The sequence below is a fragment of the Sphingobacterium sp. UBA7625 genome (assembly GCF_002484085.1).
GTDB lineage: Bacteria > Bacteroidota > Bacteroidia > Sphingobacteriales > Sphingobacteriaceae > Sphingobacterium > Sphingobacterium athyrii.
This window is the reverse complement of record NZ_DLJD01000065.1, coordinates 1-19,462: the sequence shown is the minus strand read 5'-3', so window position 1 is coordinate 19,462 and position 19,462 is coordinate 1. Positions and strand designations below refer to the sequence as shown.

The window sequence follows — 19,462 nt, the reverse complement described above, 5'->3', positions numbered from 1 at the left end:
AAGGAGCGTAACATGAATAAAAAAATTTTCCTGTTCATCTGTGGCCTACTGCCATTCCTGACACAGGCCCAGCAACAAATCAATAGCAAAACACGTCCAAATATTGTCTTTATACTGACCGACGACTTCACGGCGCAAGCATGGGGTGTTTATGGCGGAATTTTAAAAGATATTGTAAAAAATCCAAATATCGAAAGCCTTGCCAGACAGGGTGCGATACTGAACAATGCTTTCTGTACAAACTCCATTTGCACGCCGAGCCGGGCAGCTATTCTTACCGGACAGTACAGCAACAAAAACAAGGTATATACCCTTGATGATGCATTAGACCCTAATAAAGAAAATATCGCCAAAGACTTGCAACATGCAGGTTATCAAACGGCTGTTTTTGGAAAATGGCATCTCAAAAACAGACCGTCGGGATTTGATGAGTACAACGTATTACCGGGACATGGTGTTTATCACAACCCTACATTTCTATCCAAAGATAACTGGAATGACAATGAAGAGGCTGGCACTCCCTATCAGGGTTATGTCGATGACATCACGACAGACCTGAGTCTTGACTGGTTATCCAAATGCAATCCGGAAAAGCCTTTCTTTTTGCTTTGCCATTACAAAGCAACGCATGAGCCCTTTGACTTTGCTGACAGGTTCAAGGACTTATACCAGGATATTGAAGTTCCTTATCCAGCAACATTTTTGGATTCTGGCGCAACAACCACAGGGAGGTCTTTTGAAGGCCAGCCACTTGAAGAACTTGGCCATCGTTATGAGCTAGCCTCAACAGGACCTTTCTGGACCTCCTACCCTGATCTTCCCTTCTCTACCAAGGGGATGAGTGCGATCGACGCACGAAAAAAAATCTATCAAAAATTGATGAAGGATTACCTGCGTTGTGTGGCGGGCATCGATGACAATCTCGGAAAAATCATGCGCTATCTAAAAGCGGCCAAACTAGACGAAAATACGGTTGTCATCCTTTCCTCTGACCAAGGGTATTTTTTGGGCGAACATAATTTTATGGACAAACGCCTCATGTACGAAGAGTCGCTACGCATGCCTTTCATCATCAGTTATCCCAAAGAAATAAAGGCTGGCAGTAAGCTGAATGATATGGTTTTAAATATTGACTTCGCTGCATTATTCGCGGATTATGCCGGCATAAAAAAGCCGTCTTACATACAAGGAGAAAGCTTTCGTAAAAATCTGAAAGGAAATACGCCAAGTAGTTGGCGCTCTTCCATGTATTACCGTTATTGGCAACATGACCCCATACGTCCCGCCCACCTGGGTGTGCGTGATGAACGTTACAAACTGATTTATTTTTATGGCCAGCCGCTGGAAATGACCGGCAGCGACAAAAAGTCTACAGCAGCAGCTTGGGAGTTTTACGACCTGCAAAAAGACCCGATGGAAACACATAATGCAATCCATGACAAGCAATATGCAAAAGAAATTAGTCGCTTAAAAAAGAAACTCGTTAAACTGAAAACCGAAGCGGGTGACGATGATGAAAATCGGCCGGTATTTCAACAACAATTACGCAAAGAAAATCTGATCGAAAAATAGGTTCATTATAAAGAAGCGGAACTGTCTCCATGGACAATTCCGCTTCCTTGCATATCTATCGTGTAATTAAACTGCAGTATAACCGCCATCAACCAAATAATAACCACCGGTCATAAAAGATGACTTTTCGGAGCTCAGAAACAGCACTAGTTCCGCCACCTCTTCGGCCTTCCCTAAACGACCAATAGGGTGTTTACTAATCAACGCATGAACGTGCTCCTCATCCAAATTTTTGAGCAGGGGCGTATCGATATATCCGGGGCCTACTGCGTTGCAACGAATATTTTTCTGACCATATTCTGCTCCTATATTTTTAGTCAGGCCTACCACAGCATGTTTTGCCGCCGTATAAGCGCTTGACATAGGAGCAGCAACTGTGCCATGAATCGAAGCCATATTGACAATAATGCCAGCACCATTTGCCTCCATGGCCTCAAGCTGGTATTTGCAGCCATAGAATACGCCATTGAAATTAATATCAATCACCTTTTTCCAACCATCCAAACTATAGTCTCCAGTCAATGCTGCCTCACCTCCGATACCCGCATTATTACAGGCAATGTCCAATTTCCCATAGGTGTTTACTACAAAACGCACCAAGGCTTCATTATCTTCCGCCAATGAACTATCTGCTTTATAAAAAGCGGCCTCAGCTCCTAATGCTTTAATCTGTTGCACCGCATCCAGGCCAGCCTGCTCATTAATATCCGACACCACTACTTTCGCTCCTTCTTTTGCGTATGCCAAAGCAACTGCTAACCCTATACCGGAGCCAGCTCCTGTCACCAAAGCAACTTTATCTGCTAAAATATCCATAGTATATAAATTTTATGACATATACAATTTACCAAAATTTTAACGCAATCTGTCCAAACTGCGCCCCAAAAAAACAAAAAAAAGAAACTTAAATGACATTCCCGCGGCATTCAACATAGGCAAAAAAATAGCTCCATTGCTACGAACAATGGAGCTATACTACCTTAGCGCTAAGTGTTTTTAATCTTGGAGCTGGGGATATTTTTGATACAGTCGGTTCAGAAAAAAACGACCCATCAACTGAAGTTTTGACTGCGTTTCAAACATACCCGGGCCCGGAGATATCATGCCATCTGGCATTCGCTGAACAGCACCATAATAGATTATATCAAGCCCGTTTCCATTAATGTCAAGATGCATCTTTTTCGGTTTCAATCCCATGATAGATCCCATCCGGGTAACTTTCTCCGAATTACTGATCTGGGCAGGCCGGGCATTCAATAACGTTTCATGGTCAAAGACCAAATGGTCCTTTGCTTCGCCGTCATCAAAAAAGACATAATGCAATTCATTATTGCTAAGGACAAGATAAGATGCATTGTCTCGCTCGTGGTAACGTGCTTTGACCCCTACAGCCGCCCAAGCCACTGTCTTAGCGGCTGTTTTCGCAGCCGAAGCTACTTTATCCCCGACCGTCGCAATGTATGCACACTGTGTAAACGCCTCAATCGGTGCACCATTCATCTGCTTGCTTAGTTCTTGAAACTCCTGGCCCAACAACTCATCCTTTACCCCAGAGGCTAAAGCAATCCCGGCCTCTCCTTCATACTTTCGGGCGGTCTCTTTTTGTTTTTTCATCATAATGATAGAGATAAAAACACAGGCTGCCACAATCACTACAAAAATACCGATGTATAAAATCATATGATTTATAATTTAGAAATTGGTTAATAGTTCACAAATAAATTTAGCGTCAAAAAAGAGGATATTGATTTTCAGTATCCCCTTACCGTGATAGTTCACAACAAAAATTTTGCCAAATCAGAGTATCCGATCCGGATAATAAATATTATTTAATGCCGTTTGATGCATATCTACCCAGATATCGCCGTAAGACTGCTTCAATAACCAATTTGGTGAACTACGCATATCTGCATCTTGATCATTATTGTAAATGGAAGGAAATTACGACTCCTTTGCACGTAACAACACTACTATCGTTCCTTTCATCGTGAGCGGAAGATCACCCAAAACGAGGTTATAAAACCCTTCTTCGAGCAAGTCAGGACTGAACTTTTCAAGACTATCGTAACTTCGTTCCAATTTACCAATGAGTTTCTCCAGCTCTTGCGGATAATGACGTTCAACATAAGACTCAAAAAGCCCCGTGCCCCTGTTGTAAGCTCCTGCCTTCATTAAGTTGAGCGCTTCATTGCGGTACACTTGCAGATGACGATCAGCGTTTAAATCGGAATACCCGCCATCCAGGGGTTTTCCATCGCGACGTAAGGCCCAGGTCTTAAGTTCTCTGAGCCTTTCTGATTCTGTAAAACTATTCCCTTCCATTGCTTATGTGCTAAATAGTCGTCATTTTTATTGCGTATTGCTAATGCTCTCTTTCTTTAAGTTCAAGCTGTAGCAGAATGTCCCGTTTTTTGCCCTCAATCAAAGATAAATTACCGGCCACAAAAACGCCTTTTTCCCCAGAATTTCTACTTATGCCATATACGGTAGATTCATCGTCCGGATCTGAGGCCCCTTCATAACGAAACAAATAATCAATTTTAAACTGGTCTGCATCTGCCAATAGATCATCAAATTCGATGTTGTAATCTATTGTATAGCCCATATCACTTAACTTTGCCAATGCTACACTAGCTGAGGAATACCCATGCATTCTTTCCATAACTGAATCTTCTTTGTTTAACCGTTATCACCATTTTTATTATAAAACGATTATTTAACCGTTTTTGTTTTCCTCAATTTCAAATAGTTTATTCAAGATCATATTTCTATTTTTGTGGAACCAAAACGAAATATGATATGGCAAATCTAGCAGCTCCGGCTTATCAACATACACCCCAACTTGCTTTCCAGCGTTTACTTGATGTACTGTACACCTTGAGACTCGAGTGTCCCTGGGATAAGAAACAGACGATGGAATCGCTACGTCATCTAACGATGGAAGAACTCTACGAGTTGACGGATGCCATCCTAGAACAGGATTATCCCGAAATAAAAAAAGAACTCGGCGATGTCTTAATGCACCTCCTATTTTATGCCCGCATAGCAGAAGAAGAAGGGCAATTTAATATCGTTGACGTCCTGAATGCAATCTGTGATAAACTCATTACGCGCCATCCTCATATCTATGCCGGCACAAGTGCAAACACGGAAGATCAAGTCAAATCCAACTGGGAAGCGATCAAGCTGAAAGAGGGCAATAAATCTGTTCTTGCAGGTGTCCCAAAAGGACTACCTGCCCTTGTCAAAGCCTATCGCATTCAGGATAAAGTAAGAGGTGTGGGTTTTGACTGGGAAGATAAAAGACAAGTATGGGAAAAAGTTGAAGAAGAACTTGCTGAATTTAAAACAGAATTCAATATCGAAACAACCGAGGCTATTGACCGCGAAAAAGCTGAATGCGAATTTGGAGATCTCTTATTCTCGTTAATTAATTATGCCAGACACATCGGCATCAACCCTGAAAATGCGTTGGAACGCACCAATAAGAAATTCATCGCAAGGTTTACCTATTTGGAGCAGAGGGCTGCCGAAAACGATCAAAAACTTCAGGATATGAGTCTCGAAGAAATGGACGTTTATTGGAATGAGGCCAAAAAATTAAAAAAATAACAACTATCCATTAAAAGGTGGGCGACTCATGGAATTTAATTCTACTTTGTCAAATTTATCCGTAAATTCGCAGGAATATGGAAACAGTTGTTAGTGGTATCAGAAGTACCGGAAAATTACATTTAGGAAATTACTATGGCGCATTGAGCAATTTTGTGAAAATGCAAAATGAATATAATTGCTTTTTTTTTATTGCGGATCTACATTCGTTGACGACACACCCTACACCACATGGCCTCCAGGGAACTGTACGTCAAGTTATCGTTGAATATTTGGCGGCTGGAATCGACCCTGAAAAATCAACCATCTACGTCCAGTCTGATGTTCCGGAAGTTGCTGAGCTTTACCTTTACATGAATATGAATGCATATTTAGGTGAGCTTGAACGAGCTACCGCGTTTAAAGACAAAGTACGCAGCAATCCGGACAATGTCAATGCCGGCTTACTCACGTACCCAGTATTGATGGCTTGCGATATCCTGATTCACCACGGAACGAAAGTTCCTGTCGGCAAAGATCAGGAACAACATCTGGAAATGACGCGTACATTTGGCAATCGCTTTAACCGTTTATATAATGTCGATTATTTTAAAGAAGCTTTTGCTTTTTCCTATTCAGACAAATTGGTTAAAATACCGGGATTAGCCGGACAGGGCAAAATGGGCAAATCCAATGGTGAAGCCGACTGTATCTACCTTTCAGATAGCGCTGATGCCATTCGCAAAAAGGTAATGCGTGCCGTTTCTGATTCAGGTCCGACTGAAATGAACCAGGCCAAACCTGAAGCAATCCAAAATCTATTTGATTTAATGAAAGTAGTTTCTACGCCTGACACATTACAGCACTTTGATGAGCTTTATAATAAATGTGAGATTCGTTATGGCGATTTCAAGAAGCAATTGGCAGAAGATATGGTATTGGCAACAAATGATGTACGCCTACGTATCGAGGATATATCAAACGACGATGCCTATATCGCAAAAGTTGCAAAATTAGGCGCTGAAAAGGCGGGAGAGTCTGCTCGCAAAACACTGAAAGAAGTGCGTGAGATCATTGGTATCAAAAGATTTTATTAAATAAGGAAAGAGAATATGCATATAGCTATCGTAGGAAATATAGGTGCTGGAAAAACAACGCTAACGGAATTATTGGCGAGTCATTTCAAATTTGAGCCTCAATTTGAGGCGGTAGACAATAATCCCTATCTGGAAGATTTTTATTCAGACATGAAACGTTGGGCCTTCAACCTTCAGATTTTCTTCTTAAATAGTCGCTTTAGACACATTGTAAAGCTTCAGGAAACAAACATAGATATGATCCAAGATCGCACGATCTATGAAGATGCTTATATCTTCGCTGAAAACTTATATGATATGGGCTTAATGAGTGCACGTGACTTTGAAAACTATAGCAACATCTTCCAAAGTATAATTCATTACATTAAACCACCAGATCTGCTGATCTACCTGAAAGCCTCTGTCCCTACTTTGGTAAACAATATTCAAAAAAGAGGGCGTGATTATGAATCAGCAATCCGATTGGATTATTTATCTAAACTGAATGATAAATATGACAAATGGATCAATAATTATAAAGAAGGAAAAGTGATGATCCTCGACAAGGATAACCTTGACTTTACTTCTAACCCCGAAGATCTAGGTGGCATTATACAAAAAATAGAAGCTGAATTATTCGGGTTGTTTGAATAATCGCAGAAAACAAATAGACAAAAGCCTGTAAAATCATCCATTTACAGGCTTTTTAATACGTAAAAATTCGCAAAGTATCATGAAATTTTTAGGCATTATTCCAGCGCGATTTGCTTCCAGTAGATTTCCCGGCAAACCGTTGGTTGATATTGAAGGTCAGACCATGATCCAACGGGTCTACGAGCAGGTAAAAAAATCAAAAAAAATAACCAAAGTAATTGTCGCCACAGACGATCAACGTATCGCATCCGAAGTACGCTCTTTTGGCGGTAATGTGGTTATGACCTCCGAAACGCATCAATCGGGTACAGACCGCTGTGCCGAAGTCATCAGCCATGATCAGGAGTATGATGTTGTCATCAACATTCAGGGTGACGAGCCTTTTATTAACCCTGAACAAATTGATTTACTTGCAGCTTGTTTTGAAAATCCACAGACCAAAATAGCGACTTTAGTAAAAGAGATCAAAACATCGGAAGAATTGTTCAATCTGAATATTCCAAAAGTTGTCCGAAACGTCTCCGGTGAAGCCATCTATTTCAGCAGGCAAACGATCCCCTTTTTAAGAGGAGTTAATCAGGAGCAATGGCTTGAGAAGCAGAAATTCTACAAACATATTGGAATTTATGCCTACAAAGTGGATACGTTAAGGGCATTGACCCAGCTACCAGTCTCGGGTCTTGAGGAAGCTGAAGCACTTGAACAGTTACGCTGGATAGAAAACGGGTATGCAATACAAACCGCAGTGACCACACATGAAACTGTTGCTGTGGACACGAAAGAAGATCTTGATAAGATTTTAAAGTTATTTTTTAACAAATAATTGCGACCTACCGGTGTTCGGTATACAGCAAAGACCGGACTCCGTCCAATAATTTCTTTTTGTCCTGCGCATTCAATTGGGCAAGCTGCTGTTTTGTCGCCGTCAATTCATCGAGTTGTAGTCTGGTGCTCACCCCTACCACCGCCGTCGCTACGGCAGCATTGGAAAGTACGTAGGATAAAGCTTCAGTCGTTCTGTCTTTTCCTGATTGTTTCACCATCTTGTCCAGGTTACGGAGCAGATGTGACACCTCTCCCGACGTATATTGAAGATAAGGTTCCACAGGTTTATTTACTAAAAGTCCTTTTGCCAATGTGCCCCGGGCCAGAATAGACACATCGTTCGCAGTCAACAATGTATCCATCTCCTCCTCGAGCCTTCTGTCCAGGAGATTATATTGCATCATGACCGACGAAATTGCAGATTTTGACAGAAATTCTTTAATGACATTAGGACGAATGGACGACAGTCCGTAGGCACGGATCTTCCCTTGCTTCTTCAGTAATTCAAAAGCTTCAATTATTTCATCTATCGGATCATCAATAGTACCGCCATGCAGCTGATAGAGATCGATGTAATCTGTTTTCAATCGTGAAAGAGACCCTTCAATAGCTTTGACAATATAATCTTTTGATGCTTTCCAGTCCCAGCCCGAGCCATCCGCCCGCCAGAGATTACCTACCTTACTGGCTAATACAATTTGTTTGCGAAAAGCCTGTACACTCTCACCGACAGCCATCTCATTTTGACCTTTGTCATAAAGGTCCGCTGTATCAAAAAATGTAATCCCTATATCGAAAGCCTTTTGGATAATATCTTTGGATTGCTTGGGCTGATTGCTTTTTAACGACATACAGCCCAAACCAATTTCCGAAACCATCAGGCCACTGTTACCTAATTTACGTTGTTTCATTTGTGTTGAAATCAAGCAATTCCACCTCAAACACCAAGGTACTATTGGCTGGAATCTCACCCGTAGCTCTTTCACCATAAGCTAGTCGGCTTGGTATAAAAAATTTATATTTAGCCCCTTTTGACATCAATGGAATGCCAATTTGCCAGCCTTTAATCACTTGACCCAACGATAGTTTTAATGGCTCATTGCGATCATAAGAACTGTCAAACTGTTTCCCGTTCAATAAAGTTCCCTTATAATGTACGGTAACTTCGTCATTGGTGCTAGGTTTTGCACCTTCTGCCTGATTTAATACAAGATACTGAATTCCTTCGGCTGTTGTTTTCATCCCAGCTATTTTTGCATTTTCAGCAAAGAACTTATCTTCTTGGGCGCGACTTATGGCCTCTTTCTCAGCCCGTATGTCCATAATGGCTTTCTGGATAACCTCTCTTGTTTGTCCATCTTCCAATAAGGTTTTCTCGTTTTTTAAAGTAGCGGTAATTGCTTTTGCGATAACATCAGCTTTTAAATAGTCTACTTCAGTAGATTTCAGTGATTTTCCGATATCCATACCAAATGCATACGATACGGAGTCAGCTTTGCTAGTTAACACATTGGTTGAACCAGTTTTTGTTGCCGTCGTTTTTTTTCTGACCGAACTGGTCTTTTTTTTCTGCTGGGCAAATCCAGTCACGGTTGTCAGAGACAATAGGGCTAATGCGATGTATTTCATGTTTACTTAACGGTGCTTTTGCACAATTTCTTCAATAATTTCCTGTGTTATATTAGGGTAATCAACTTCAACCCTTGATTTACTGTTTAGCCAAGCTTCTATGGCTAGCATATTTTTCTGTTTTAAACTCGAAATTACCGGTACGCCCATTTCTTCCAATGACGCGGCATTCAGATGCTGTTCATATTGATTTTTCATTGGGACGACCAACAGTTTCTTTTTCAAATATAAGGCTTCTGCGGGGGTTTCAAAACCCGCACCGCATAAAACTCCTGAAGAAGATGCCATACTATCAATAAAAGCCTGGTTATTGATGGGTCTTATGGTCACATTCTTCATTTCAAACGGTCTTGAATTGTGCTTACTGAATACATCCCACTTCACATCAGGAAATTTCATTAAATGCTTCAGTAAGTGTGCATCATCGTAGGCCGGTAAATAAACCGTATAATGCCCCTCGTCCGTAACACTTAGATCGCGAACAGCATTGCGGATAACTGGCGGAAAAATATTTTTGGCATATCTTTTAAAATGAAAGCCATAAGAATGCGTTGCGGGAGCATAATTTTTCATAATAAACTTCCCTAACATGTCACTTTCTTCTGGTTTAGGGCTTGCGGGGTCCAAGGCACCGATCTGATGGCTCAGTCCAATACATTGGAGATCTTTAGAATGACAAGCCCAGGCCGAAATGGGCTCAAAATCATTTATAACCAAATCATAATCTTCGATCGGCAAACTCTTGATCTCGTTGGTAAATTTACGTATGGTTGAGCTCATAAAAGTCTTCCACAGATCCACCCCCCCGGATTTTCCAAATATGAAACTTAAACCATGAAAGCGATACTTGACTTCGAAAGGCAACGAAAGATCCGCCTGAATCCCACTGACCAAAACATCCACTTCTCCTAAGGCTTTCAAACAGGGAACAATATCCATAGCACGGCTTAGATGTCCGTTACCGGTCCCTTGTACGGCATACAATATCTTCATAACGACTGTATTTTGTGTCGGCAAATTAATGAATTTTAACGAATTTCAATATTATTTTATTGTTTCGTTGGGTTAAGAAAATATAAATTAACACAATAAACCAATCCAGTTAACACACATTTACCTTCTTTTTGCGTATATTTAATACCAACAATTATTTAACAACCAATTTACTATGATAAAGTCTCCTCTCCTTTGGACACTTTCCATTGTGGCTCTGCTCACATTTAGTTCCTGGGGATTTTTTGCACATAAAAAAATTAACCATTATGCAGTTTTTGCACTCCCTGCAAAATTGGCAAAGTTTTACAAACCCAATATCGATCTGATTACAGAGAAAGCTGTTGATCCCGATAAACGTTGTTTTATCGACAGTGCGGAAGGACCACGGCATTTTATAGACGTTGAAGATTATCGGGAAGATCGACAAATAGATTCAATACCCATCCATTGGTCACAGGCGAAAGAGAAATTCCAAGAAAGACAGCTACTCAAAAATGGTATCGTCCCCTGGCAGATCCACTTTACTTATCTCAAACTTGTAAAAGCTTTCCACTCGAAAGACTACGACAAAATCATCAAGCATTCGGCAGATCTTGGACATTATATCGCCGATGCCCACGTTCCGCTACATACAACCAAAAATTACAACGGACAATTAACCGGTCAGATCGGCATTCATGCTTTTTGGGAAAGCCGATTACCCGAAATGTTCGCCGACAGCTATAACCTCCTCGTCGGAAAGGCGATTTATATCGAGGATCCCCTAAGTGAAGCATGGAATATTGTCCGTGAGAGTAACCTACTCGTTGACTCTGTACTTCATATGGAGTCTTTGCTCAACAAACAATTTAAAGCTTCACAAAAAAACTCGTTTATTGAGCGAAACAATCAGTTATTATGGACCTATTCGGACGATTATGCAAAGGCTTACCATCAGGCTTTGAACGGAATGGTGGAACGAAGAATGCGCAGAACGATCCTGCGCGTAGCTTCGTACTGGTATTCTGCCTGGATTGAATCCGGACAACCCGAGCTTTCCACAACGATAAAATTCGAAAATAAGGCAGATAGCATTATCATCAAGGATAAAAAACCAATTGGCCGAGAAGAATGGATGTAATCCGAGCAGATAAATACAACCGGACTACACACTATATTGATACCGGACTATTTACTTTCTTATTCAACTGCACTAGTTTTGCGGCATAAAACCTATGAATGGCCCGACCGTAATTTTAGAATGACACGAAAACGGGCTGGTGCAGATTAATTAAAAGTAATGATGCGAACTTATAGCTCCACCTTACTTTCAATTAGTTCGGATTTAATAGGGCAACTAGATAAATCATGTTGAATAAGAAAACTGCGTTAACAAAACTTGCTATCGTGCTGACTGTGGGCACCTCCTTTGCACAGGTAAAAGATACAACAGCATTGAATGAGGTTGTTATCAATCAGAATAGACTTCAGATTCCCTTCTCGAAACAAAGTAAGAATATACAGATCCTTACACAGGAAGATATTCAGCGCCTTCCCAACCGTTCGATCAACGAGCTGTTAACGAATATTCCGGGCGTAGATGTGCGGCAGAGAGGACCATTTGGCTCGCAGGCAGATATTAGTATAGATGGTGGTTCATTTGAACAAACAGCTATACTATTGAACGGTGTAAAAATTACGGACCCACAGAGTGCACACCATAACATGAATCTACCCGTACCTGTGGAAGCGATTGAACGTATTGAAATCATCCGGGGACCGGCTTCGCGTATCTACGGTATAAATGCCCTGACCGGTGCAATCAATATCGTGACCAAAAAAGTGGAATCCAATCTGATTACCGCACAGGCTTATGGCGGTTCTTCATTTAAAGGCAATGAACAGGCCAGCTCGGGCAAATACTATGGAAAAGGAGCCCAACTGGCGGCACAGTACAACAACGGGCGTACAAGTCATGGTCTCTATCTCGGCCATGAAGATTCCAATGGCCAGCGTTACAATACAGCCTCCAATAACAACAAATTGTATTATGACGGCACCTACCAGCCAAATGAATCCAATCAAATAAAAGCAAACTTTGGCTACATTGACAATCAGTTTGGTGCCAATGGATATTATGCTGCCCCGACAGATAAAGAAGCTTATGAGCAAGTTAAAACAGCATTTTCATCTATACAGTCGAAACATCAGCTGAGTCCTGCATTTTCAATCAGCCCGAGGCTCAGCAACCGATACAACGAAGACGAATACTGGTATTTGGGAAAGGAAACGACCAAAGGACGATCAAAACATTATAGCAACGTCTTCGGAGCTGAGGTAAATGCTGCTTTGGAAAAGCATTATGGCTCCTTTGGAATTGGACTGGAAAGCAGATTTGAACGAATCAATAGCACGGCGATTGGCTCACATAATCGGGAAAATTACGGCGGTTACCTCGAATTTAAGACCGAAGCGATCAGCAAACTCATGGTTAATGCGGGAGCGTATGTAAATTACAATTCCAAGTTCGGATGGCAAGTGTTCCCCGGACTTGACTTAGGCTACGCGATAACCGAACGCTGGAAATTTGTCTTCAGTGCAGGATCCGCTCAACGCATTCCGTCATTTACGGACCTATATACCAATCAAACGGCTAATATCGGAAACCCGGACCTGACATCGGAAAATGCCTACCAGATTGAAGGTGGCATCAAGTATTTATCGAATCGTATTGTTGCTCAGGCAAGCTATTTCCACCGAAATATAAATGATTTCATAGACTGGCAAAAAACCGACGGTGCCGTTGCTGAAGGAACTGTAGTTCCCTGGAAACCTTCCAATATTGGCAAGAACACAGTCGATGGCTTCAATACATCTTTCCGCTACCAACTCAGCGATCCCTCGGCTGCCACCCGATATTACACGACAGTGAGTTATAACTACCTGAATCCTAAAATTAAAATTGAAGACGGACTCCGTTCCAAATATGCGATCGAAAATCTAAGACATCAGGTTATAGTTAATTTTACGGTAAATCATAAAAACTGGATGCTGACAACAGCCAATCGTTTTAACGAGCGGATCAGCTATAAAAACTATTTTATTGCCGATTTAAGAGCTTCCTATCAGTTTGCTGACCTTCTTGTTTTTGCAGATATACAAAATATTTTTGACAAGAGTTATATTGAAGCCGCCGCGGTACCAATGCCGGGAAGATGGTTTAGTCTTGGAGCGAAATATAAATTCAAGCACTAGACCTATCTTATAAAGAGGAAAACGCTAAAGAAGAAACCAAGGTACTTCCAGCGAAATAAAAGCTTATATACATAATATGCCCCTTAAAAAAACAGTTATTTAAGGGGCATATTTCTTTAAATCCCTAAAAACGAAACACTAATCGTCGATGGTGACCATACTATTTTTTGGGAAGTACAGATAAGATGCCGCCGATCACGTGTTTTTGAAATTTGGGCTCATCATAAGATTCTTCCGTATGCCCGAGTCCTGTATAAAAAACTTTTCCGCCATCGTAATCCTGACTCCAGGAAATCGGGTGTTTATCCCCCATTTTTCCGCCATTGTAACTTTTCTCGTCCAAGTTCATCAACACGTGTAAATCATCTTTGACATCTTTAAAATTGTACCATTCATCCTTATGCTGCCAGACGGGATCAAGATGTTTGGTGGCCGCATGTTTCCTGTCGAGAACATCTATCTTTGCTTGCTGTACGGCGGGATGTGAGGTAAAATAGGCTCCCACCAAACCGTTATACCAAGGCCAATCATATTCGGTATCCGTTGCCGCGTGGATCCCCACAAAGCCTTTGCCTGATTGAATATAACGGACAAACGCTTCTTGCTGCGTGTCGTCCAAAATATTACCTGTGGTACTTAAAAAAATGACCGCGTCGTATTTTTTTAATCCTTGATCCGTAAAAAGAGCCGCATCTTCGGAATGATCAGAGGCAATCTTTTCCTTGTCCAACAATTGTTTCAGCACCTGAGCACCTTTTTCGATACTACTGTGTCTAAACCCTTGCGTTTTACTAAAAATCAGCACCCTTTTTTGTGCAATGGCGGTCATGCTCACCGCAAAAAAGAAAAACAGAAAAATGAAGAATTTATTCATGATATAGTTGGTTATTATTAAATTTTAGTTTAGGTTTTCTACAAGTTTGAATCACTGCACTTTTTCATGCATTTAAAAGTTATTTGATAATAGAAAAAGCCATGTACTCTCCCCGTACACGGCTTTTTCAAAATTTTATCGTGCTGTTAGCTCCCGATAGAAATCAAGACTTTCGATAATATCTTCCTCAGAGACGAAAATATCATACTGACAGCTACCAATCTTATCAAGTAGTGCAAAACCGATCTGATTAGACAAGTTTTTCTTATCATTGCGCATCAAATCCAACAAAGTTGTATCTATGGCGGGACTAAACGAATAATCGTCAAAGTATCTTCTGAAAGTAGCAATCAGGTCATTTAATTCATCCAACGAAAGTCCATTCAATTTATGCGAAAGATAACCTTCACAGATCATCCCCACAGCTATTGCCTCCCCATGCAGCAAAGGCTTACGGTCATTCAGCAACGAATATCCTTCAATGGCATGGCCAATTGTATGTCCGAAATTGAGGATCTTGCGAATACCTTTTTCTTTGGGATCGTCTAAAATCACTTTATTTTTAATGGAAACAGAATGCTTCACCAGTGTATTGTCTACTTGAGTAATAGCTAATGTTTTTACATGGTTGTAGTAATCCCGGTCAAAGATCAGCCCATGTTTAATAACTTCGGCAAACCCAGAGATCAATTGCCGTTGTTCCAATGTTTTTAAAAATTGACTCGAAATAAATACGGCCTGTGGTTGTGCAAATGTCCCGATAATATTCTTCACATTACCCATATCAATCCCCGTCTTACCCCCTACGGAGGCGTCTACCTGCGAAAGCAAGGTGGTCGGAATCTGAATAAAGTCCATTCCGCGTTTAAACGTGGATGCTGCAAAACCGCCCATGTCGGTGACGACACCGCCACCAAGGTTAATCAGCAACGAATGCCTGTCAGCGCCAAAATCAAGCATATTCTGCCACACGCCAATACAAAAATCTATATTTTTATTCTCTTCGCCCGGATCTACTTCTATGACGTCATAGTTCGTTAAATTAGGTAAGGCCTGTTGAAACAAAGGCAAGCAATTGTCTAAGGTATTGGTATCTACCAAAACGATAATTTTTGAATATTTGCGTTCCGATAAAAACGTCTCCAGTGAGACCAACGTATCATCAAAATATACCTGATAGCCCAAACTTTCTATGACTTCCATTCTACGATTCTTTAAGGTTTAAGTTTTCTATTTACCAATATTGTTTAATATTACACCAATTTTATTTCCATCCCATCAAATTCAACAACATCCCCGGGCTTCAATTTCAGTCTTTTGCGATAATCTACCTGACCGTTATACTTCACATAGCCCTCAGCAACAACCCACTGAGCCATAGCACCATGCTCCACCCAATTTAAAGCTTTGAGTAACTGAATAAGCTGTATATATTCCCCTTCGATTTTAAATTCTTGCATTTCACAAAAATAGTGGTTTAAGCGAGGAATACAAGAATAATCATCGTTTTAATGTTTACTAAATTGCTACATTTGCCTTATTGCAAATAAAGATTATGATTGAGAATTCTGAGCCCAGAACATTGTCCTTTGATAATACAGAGATTGCTTTTAAAAGTAAAAGCGATAAGGATTTAGAAAGAGCGTATTGGTTATTCAAAATAATAGCGAATAACTTTTTGACAAAAGTAGGTCCATCCATGACCAACTTTGCGCTGAATATTGGACTGCCGATCCAAGGTATCATCCGAAGTACAATCTTCAAACATTTTTGTGGAGGAGAAACCATCGCGGGTTGCGAAACAGCGATCAATGAATTGGGTGAAAATGGCGTCGGAACCATCCTGGACTATTCAGTTGAAGGTGAAGAGACAGAAAGTGCATTTGATGCCTGCTGTGATGAAGTGTTACGTACGGTCATTGCTGCAAGCAAAAATAAATACATCCCATTTTCAGTTTTTAAGCCAACAGGATTAGGTCGTTTTGAATTGTTCGAGAAGGTGAATGCAAAAGAAACATTAACAACATCGGAACAAGCTGAATACCAACGTATGTTGGATCGTACGGACCGCATCTGTAAAGCCTGTCACGAAGCTGGGGTAAAGGTCTTGGTCGATGCCGAGCATTCCTGGATCCAGGATGCTATTGACGATATCGCTCGCGAGATGATGGAGAAATACAATATGGAAAAACCTATTGTCTATAATACCTATCAACTGTACCGCAGCGATAAATTAGCTTCTTTAAAAGCTGATTTTGAATATGCCAAGGTAAGGGGTTTCCATATGGGAGCAAAAATTGTACGTGGTGCCTATATGGAAATCGAACGTGCCCGTGCCAATCAAATGGGGTATGCAGACCCGATCCAACCGAATAAAGCGGCTTCTGATAGAGACTATAATGATGCAATTGAGTTTATACTGGACCACTTGGATAGCTTTGGACTGATGGCTGGCACGCACAACGAAGACAGTAGCATGTTATTGGCCAAGGAAATTGACAGACGTGGTATCGACAGATCTTCAGACCGTATTTATTTTGCACAACTTTTAGGAATGTCAGACAATTTGAGTTTCAACTTGGCTGCACATGGTTATAATGTTGCCAAATACATGCCTTACGGACCAGTGAAGGCTGTTATGCCATACCTCTTCCGAAGAGCACAGGAAAATACCTCTGTTGCCGGAGCCACAGGCCGGGAGCTCGGGCTTTTGATCAAGGAAAAACAAAGAAGAAAAGCTAGTCGTCGATAACGACTAGCTTTTCTTTTACTGCTTCCCATTAAATTCTGCCTTTTTTAACCTGCAATAGATCCTCGTTATTTCGCAAATCCGGATAGCGTCACGGCTCCCCTACTCCCAAGAGCTTGCGAAGAGCTGAAATAGAACTGCTTTCCAGTCTACCGTATCGAAGTGTGCTAATTACAACTTGATTCTCAATTATTGAAACAATTATTTATGTTTGCAAACTTTTCCCTTAAAATAAAGTTCATAGGAAGAAGGTGTCCCCACGGGATACAAAGTATATATATTTGAAATGGAGGAAAAACTTAGATTATTTGATCTTGCCCGTCATCAGATCAGCAAATATCCCGATCTTGACATGTTTGCACATAAACTGGATGGCAAGTGGAACTATATCAAAACGGCTGATTTTCTTAAAAAAGTAGACAATCTTTCCAAAGGACTGATTGAGCTTGGCGTCAAACCTAACGAAAAGGTTGGTCTTATCGCGGGCAGCAGTATTGAATGGCATATCATAGATTTCGCAATTCAACAAATCGGTGCGGTAGTTGTCGCCATCTATCCCAATATTACGGACGCTGATTATCAGTACATTTTTAATGATGCTGAAATCAGGGTTTGTATCGTTAGCAATAAGGGCTTATTTGACCGTTTGATGAACCTGACCACATCGATCTATACCTTAAAATATATCTTCTGTATTTCCGATCAGGAGTCTACACGAAGCTGGAATGAGCTCAACGACCTAGGGGGCGACTGTCCAGATGAAAAATTAACGCAATTGCGTGATCAGATCAAGCCTGACGATTTGGCGACACTGATCTATACCTCCGGCACCACAGGAAAGCCAAAAGGTGTCATGCTCTCCCATAATAATATTTTTTCGAACGTACTTGGTGCAGCTGAAATTACTCCATGTAAAGTATACGACCGGGGTCTCACTTTTCTACCTCCCTGTCACGCTTATGAACGAATGGTACTGTATACTTACATGTACTTAGGCTTTACCATACATATTGCCGAATCTTTTGACAAAATTGGTGATAATTTAAAAGAAGTAAAGCCGCATATCATGACTGTGGTTCCCCGTATTCTTGAGAAGGTTTATGAAAAAATCATGAAAACGGGACATGAACTCACCGGATTCAAAAGAAAAATATTTGATTGGGCAGTAACCGTTGCGGAAGAATATGATCCGAATCCCGCAAAAAGAAGTTTCGCTTATACAATGAAGCTTAAACTAGCCAAACAACTTGTGCTCAATAAATGGTATGAAGCACTCGGTGGCGAACTCTTGACTGTCGCCTCAGGATCAGCATCATTACATAACAGGCTGACAAGAGCGTTTTTGGCGGCAGGTATTCCGCTATACGAAGGATATGGCATGACCGAAGCTTCGCCTTTGATCTCTGTCAACCATTACATGAAAGGAGTCCGTATTGGTACAGTCGGGCTACCCGTGCGCTTTGTAGAAATCAAACTCGCCGAGGACGGAGAGATATTGGTCAAAGGACCCAATGTGATGATAGGATATTACAAAAATAAAGCTGAGACTGACAAAACCATTATTGATGGATGGTTGCATACCGGCGATATCGGCAAATGGGAAGACGAGAAATTCCTGAAAATCATAGACCGCAAAAAAGAAATGTTCAAAATATCCGGTGGCAAGTACGTGATTCCACAACCTATTGAAACAAAACTTGTCGAATCCAAATTTATTGAACAGGCCATGGTTATCGGTGATGGCATGAAATTCGCCTCTGCCTTTATTGTGCCCAATTACGCTCACTTATTGGATTGGGCCAAAAATGACGCACCTGAACTCGCCGATATGACCAAAGAGGACTTTCTGACAAATCCAGTCATTATCAAAAAGGTGAATCAGGAAGTGCGTCGCGCCAATCAGCATTTCGGCAACTGGGAACAAATCAAAAAACCTATTATTCTAAGAGATGAATTCACGGTTGAAAATGGCGAACTGACGCCGACATTAAAAATGAAACGTAAAGTCATTCTCGAACATCATCAGGAAGAATTCAATAATCTATATCAGATGGAGACCGATTGATCTCAATCACTCCTACTTTAATGTATTTTCGCAATTATCAATAAAAAGTATCACATGAAATTATTAAAGGATAGAATCCTTAATGACGGCAAAAGCCTCGCTGGGGGCATACTCAAAGTAGATAACTTCATCAACCACCAGATGGATCCCGTGTTGATGAAGTCTATTGCGGTAGAATTTGTCCGTCGTTTTGCAGA

The 19,462-nt window shown here is 40.9% G+C and carries 19 protein-coding genes; 9 read left to right on the top strand and 10 right to left on the bottom strand.

Features of this window, described 5'->3' with window-relative positions:
* Positions 1 to 12 precede the first annotated feature (12 nt).
* Positions 13 to 1,572 (top strand): sulfatase family protein, encoded by a 1,560-nt coding sequence (locus B4G94_RS27495; RefSeq protein WP_286863314.1) that lies wholly within the window; start codon positions 13 to 15, stop codon positions 1,570 to 1,572.
* A 66-nt stretch (positions 1,573 to 1,638) separates the two neighbouring features.
* Here B4G94_RS27495 and B4G94_RS27490 read toward each other — a convergent pair whose 3' ends face one another.
* The 4 genes from B4G94_RS27490 to B4G94_RS27475 all read right to left on the bottom strand — a co-directional run bounded on the left by B4G94_RS27490 (position 1,639) and on the right by B4G94_RS27475 (position 4,234).
* The gene (locus B4G94_RS27490) at positions 1,639 to 2,388 is read right to left on the bottom strand and encodes an SDR family NAD(P)-dependent oxidoreductase (protein ID WP_286863313.1); all 750 of its coding nucleotides are present in this window, start codon (positions 2,386 to 2,388) and stop codon (positions 1,639 to 1,641) included.
* Between the two features lie 180 nt (positions 2,389 to 2,568).
* Positions 2,569 to 3,189 (bottom strand): hypothetical protein, encoded by a 621-nt coding sequence (locus tag B4G94_RS27485; RefSeq protein ID WP_146191019.1) that lies wholly within the window; start codon positions 3,187 to 3,189, stop codon positions 2,569 to 2,571.
* A 324-nt stretch (positions 3,190 to 3,513) separates the two neighbouring features.
* On the bottom strand, positions 3,514 to 3,894 hold the full coding sequence (locus tag B4G94_RS27480; protein WP_286863312.1) for a hypothetical protein: 381 nt from the start codon (positions 3,892 to 3,894) through the stop codon (positions 3,514 to 3,516).
* Between the two features lie 40 nt (positions 3,895 to 3,934).
* On the bottom strand, positions 3,935 to 4,234 hold the full coding sequence (locus tag B4G94_RS27475; protein WP_165307301.1) for a hypothetical protein: 300 nt from the start codon (positions 4,232 to 4,234) through the stop codon (positions 3,935 to 3,937).
* 137 nt (positions 4,235 to 4,371) lie between these two features.
* On the opposite strand from B4G94_RS27475, the gene mazG reads away from it, so the two are divergent.
* From mazG to kdsB, 4 genes are all read left to right on the top strand, one after another.
* On the top strand, positions 4,372 to 5,184 hold the full coding sequence (gene mazG, locus B4G94_RS27470) for a nucleoside triphosphate pyrophosphohydrolase (RefSeq protein WP_286863311.1): 813 nt from the start codon (positions 4,372 to 4,374) through the stop codon (positions 5,182 to 5,184).
* 77 nt (positions 5,185 to 5,261) lie between these two features.
* Positions 5,262 to 6,260, top strand: coding sequence for a tryptophan--tRNA ligase (trpS, locus tag B4G94_RS27465; protein ID WP_108633667.1), 999 nt, complete (start codon positions 5,262 to 5,264; stop codon positions 6,258 to 6,260).
* Positions 6,261 to 6,275: 15 nt separating this feature from the next.
* A complete protein-coding gene (locus B4G94_RS27460) occupies positions 6,276 to 6,893 on the top strand; it encodes a deoxynucleoside kinase (RefSeq protein WP_104381467.1) in 618 nt (205 codons plus the stop codon).
* Positions 6,894 to 6,972: 79 nt separating this feature from the next.
* On the top strand, positions 6,973 to 7,716 hold the full coding sequence (gene kdsB, locus B4G94_RS27455) for a 3-deoxy-manno-octulosonate cytidylyltransferase (RefSeq protein ID WP_286863309.1): 744 nt from the start codon (positions 6,973 to 6,975) through the stop codon (positions 7,714 to 7,716).
* A 7-nt stretch (positions 7,717 to 7,723) separates the two neighbouring features.
* Here the strand turns inward: kdsB and B4G94_RS27450 are convergent, their stop codons facing one another.
* Genes B4G94_RS27450 through B4G94_RS27440 form a run of 3 tightly spaced genes read right to left on the bottom strand, consistent with a single transcriptional unit; the run spans position 7,724 to position 10,340 of the window.
* Positions 7,724 to 8,629: an aldo/keto reductase gene (locus tag B4G94_RS27450; protein ID WP_286863307.1), complete on the bottom strand. Its 906-nt coding sequence runs from the start codon at positions 8,627 to 8,629 to the stop codon at positions 7,724 to 7,726.
* Positions 8,616 to 9,347, bottom strand: a complete 732-nt coding sequence (locus B4G94_RS27445; RefSeq protein ID WP_286863306.1) for an FKBP-type peptidyl-prolyl cis-trans isomerase — start codon at positions 9,345 to 9,347, stop codon at positions 8,616 to 8,618. Before B4G94_RS27445 ends, B4G94_RS27450 begins: the two co-directional genes overlap by 14 nt.
* A gap of 6 nt (positions 9,348 to 9,353) precedes the next feature.
* Positions 9,354 to 10,340 (bottom strand): glycosyltransferase family protein, encoded by a 987-nt coding sequence (locus B4G94_RS27440; protein ID WP_104381463.1) that lies wholly within the window; start codon positions 10,338 to 10,340, stop codon positions 9,354 to 9,356.
* Positions 10,341 to 10,515: 175 nt separating this feature from the next.
* On the opposite strand from B4G94_RS27440, the gene B4G94_RS27435 reads away from it, so the two are divergent.
* Both B4G94_RS27435 and B4G94_RS27430 read left to right on the top strand, forming a co-directional pair.
* Positions 10,516 to 11,463: a zinc dependent phospholipase C family protein gene (locus B4G94_RS27435; RefSeq protein ID WP_286863305.1), complete on the top strand. Its 948-nt coding sequence runs from the start codon at positions 10,516 to 10,518 to the stop codon at positions 11,461 to 11,463.
* Positions 11,464 to 11,690: 227 nt separating this feature from the next.
* Complete coding sequence (locus B4G94_RS27430; RefSeq protein ID WP_286863303.1) at positions 11,691 to 13,577, top strand: TonB-dependent receptor plug domain-containing protein; 1,887 nt, start codon at positions 11,691 to 11,693, stop codon at positions 13,575 to 13,577.
* Positions 13,578 to 13,737: 160 nt separating this feature from the next.
* Here B4G94_RS27430 and B4G94_RS27425 read toward each other — a convergent pair whose 3' ends face one another.
* The 3 genes from B4G94_RS27425 to B4G94_RS27415 all read right to left on the bottom strand — a co-directional run bounded on the left by B4G94_RS27425 (position 13,738) and on the right by B4G94_RS27415 (position 15,911).
* Complete coding sequence (locus tag B4G94_RS27425; protein ID WP_286863301.1) at positions 13,738 to 14,451, bottom strand: ThuA domain-containing protein; 714 nt, start codon at positions 14,449 to 14,451, stop codon at positions 13,738 to 13,740.
* Positions 14,452 to 14,586: 135 nt separating this feature from the next.
* Positions 14,587 to 15,654, bottom strand: coding sequence for a 3-dehydroquinate synthase (aroB, locus tag B4G94_RS27420; protein ID WP_286863299.1), 1,068 nt, complete (start codon positions 15,652 to 15,654; stop codon positions 14,587 to 14,589).
* A gap of 50 nt (positions 15,655 to 15,704) precedes the next feature.
* Entirely contained in the window at positions 15,705 to 15,911 is a 207-nt protein-coding gene (locus B4G94_RS27415) for an RNA-binding S4 domain-containing protein (protein WP_104381458.1), read from the bottom strand.
* Positions 15,912 to 16,006: 95 nt separating this feature from the next.
* On the opposite strand from B4G94_RS27415, the gene B4G94_RS27410 reads away from it, so the two are divergent.
* Together B4G94_RS27410 and B4G94_RS27405 are read left to right on the top strand one after the other, a co-directional pair.
* Positions 16,007 to 17,203: a proline dehydrogenase family protein gene (locus tag B4G94_RS27410; protein ID WP_165307315.1), complete on the top strand. Its 1,197-nt coding sequence runs from the start codon at positions 16,007 to 16,009 to the stop codon at positions 17,201 to 17,203.
* Positions 17,204 to 17,486: 283 nt separating this feature from the next.
* On the top strand, positions 17,487 to 19,265 hold the full coding sequence (locus B4G94_RS27405) for an AMP-dependent synthetase/ligase (protein ID WP_286863296.1): 1,779 nt from the start codon (positions 17,487 to 17,489) through the stop codon (positions 19,263 to 19,265).
* The last annotated feature ends 197 nt before the right edge of the window (positions 19,266 to 19,462 follow it).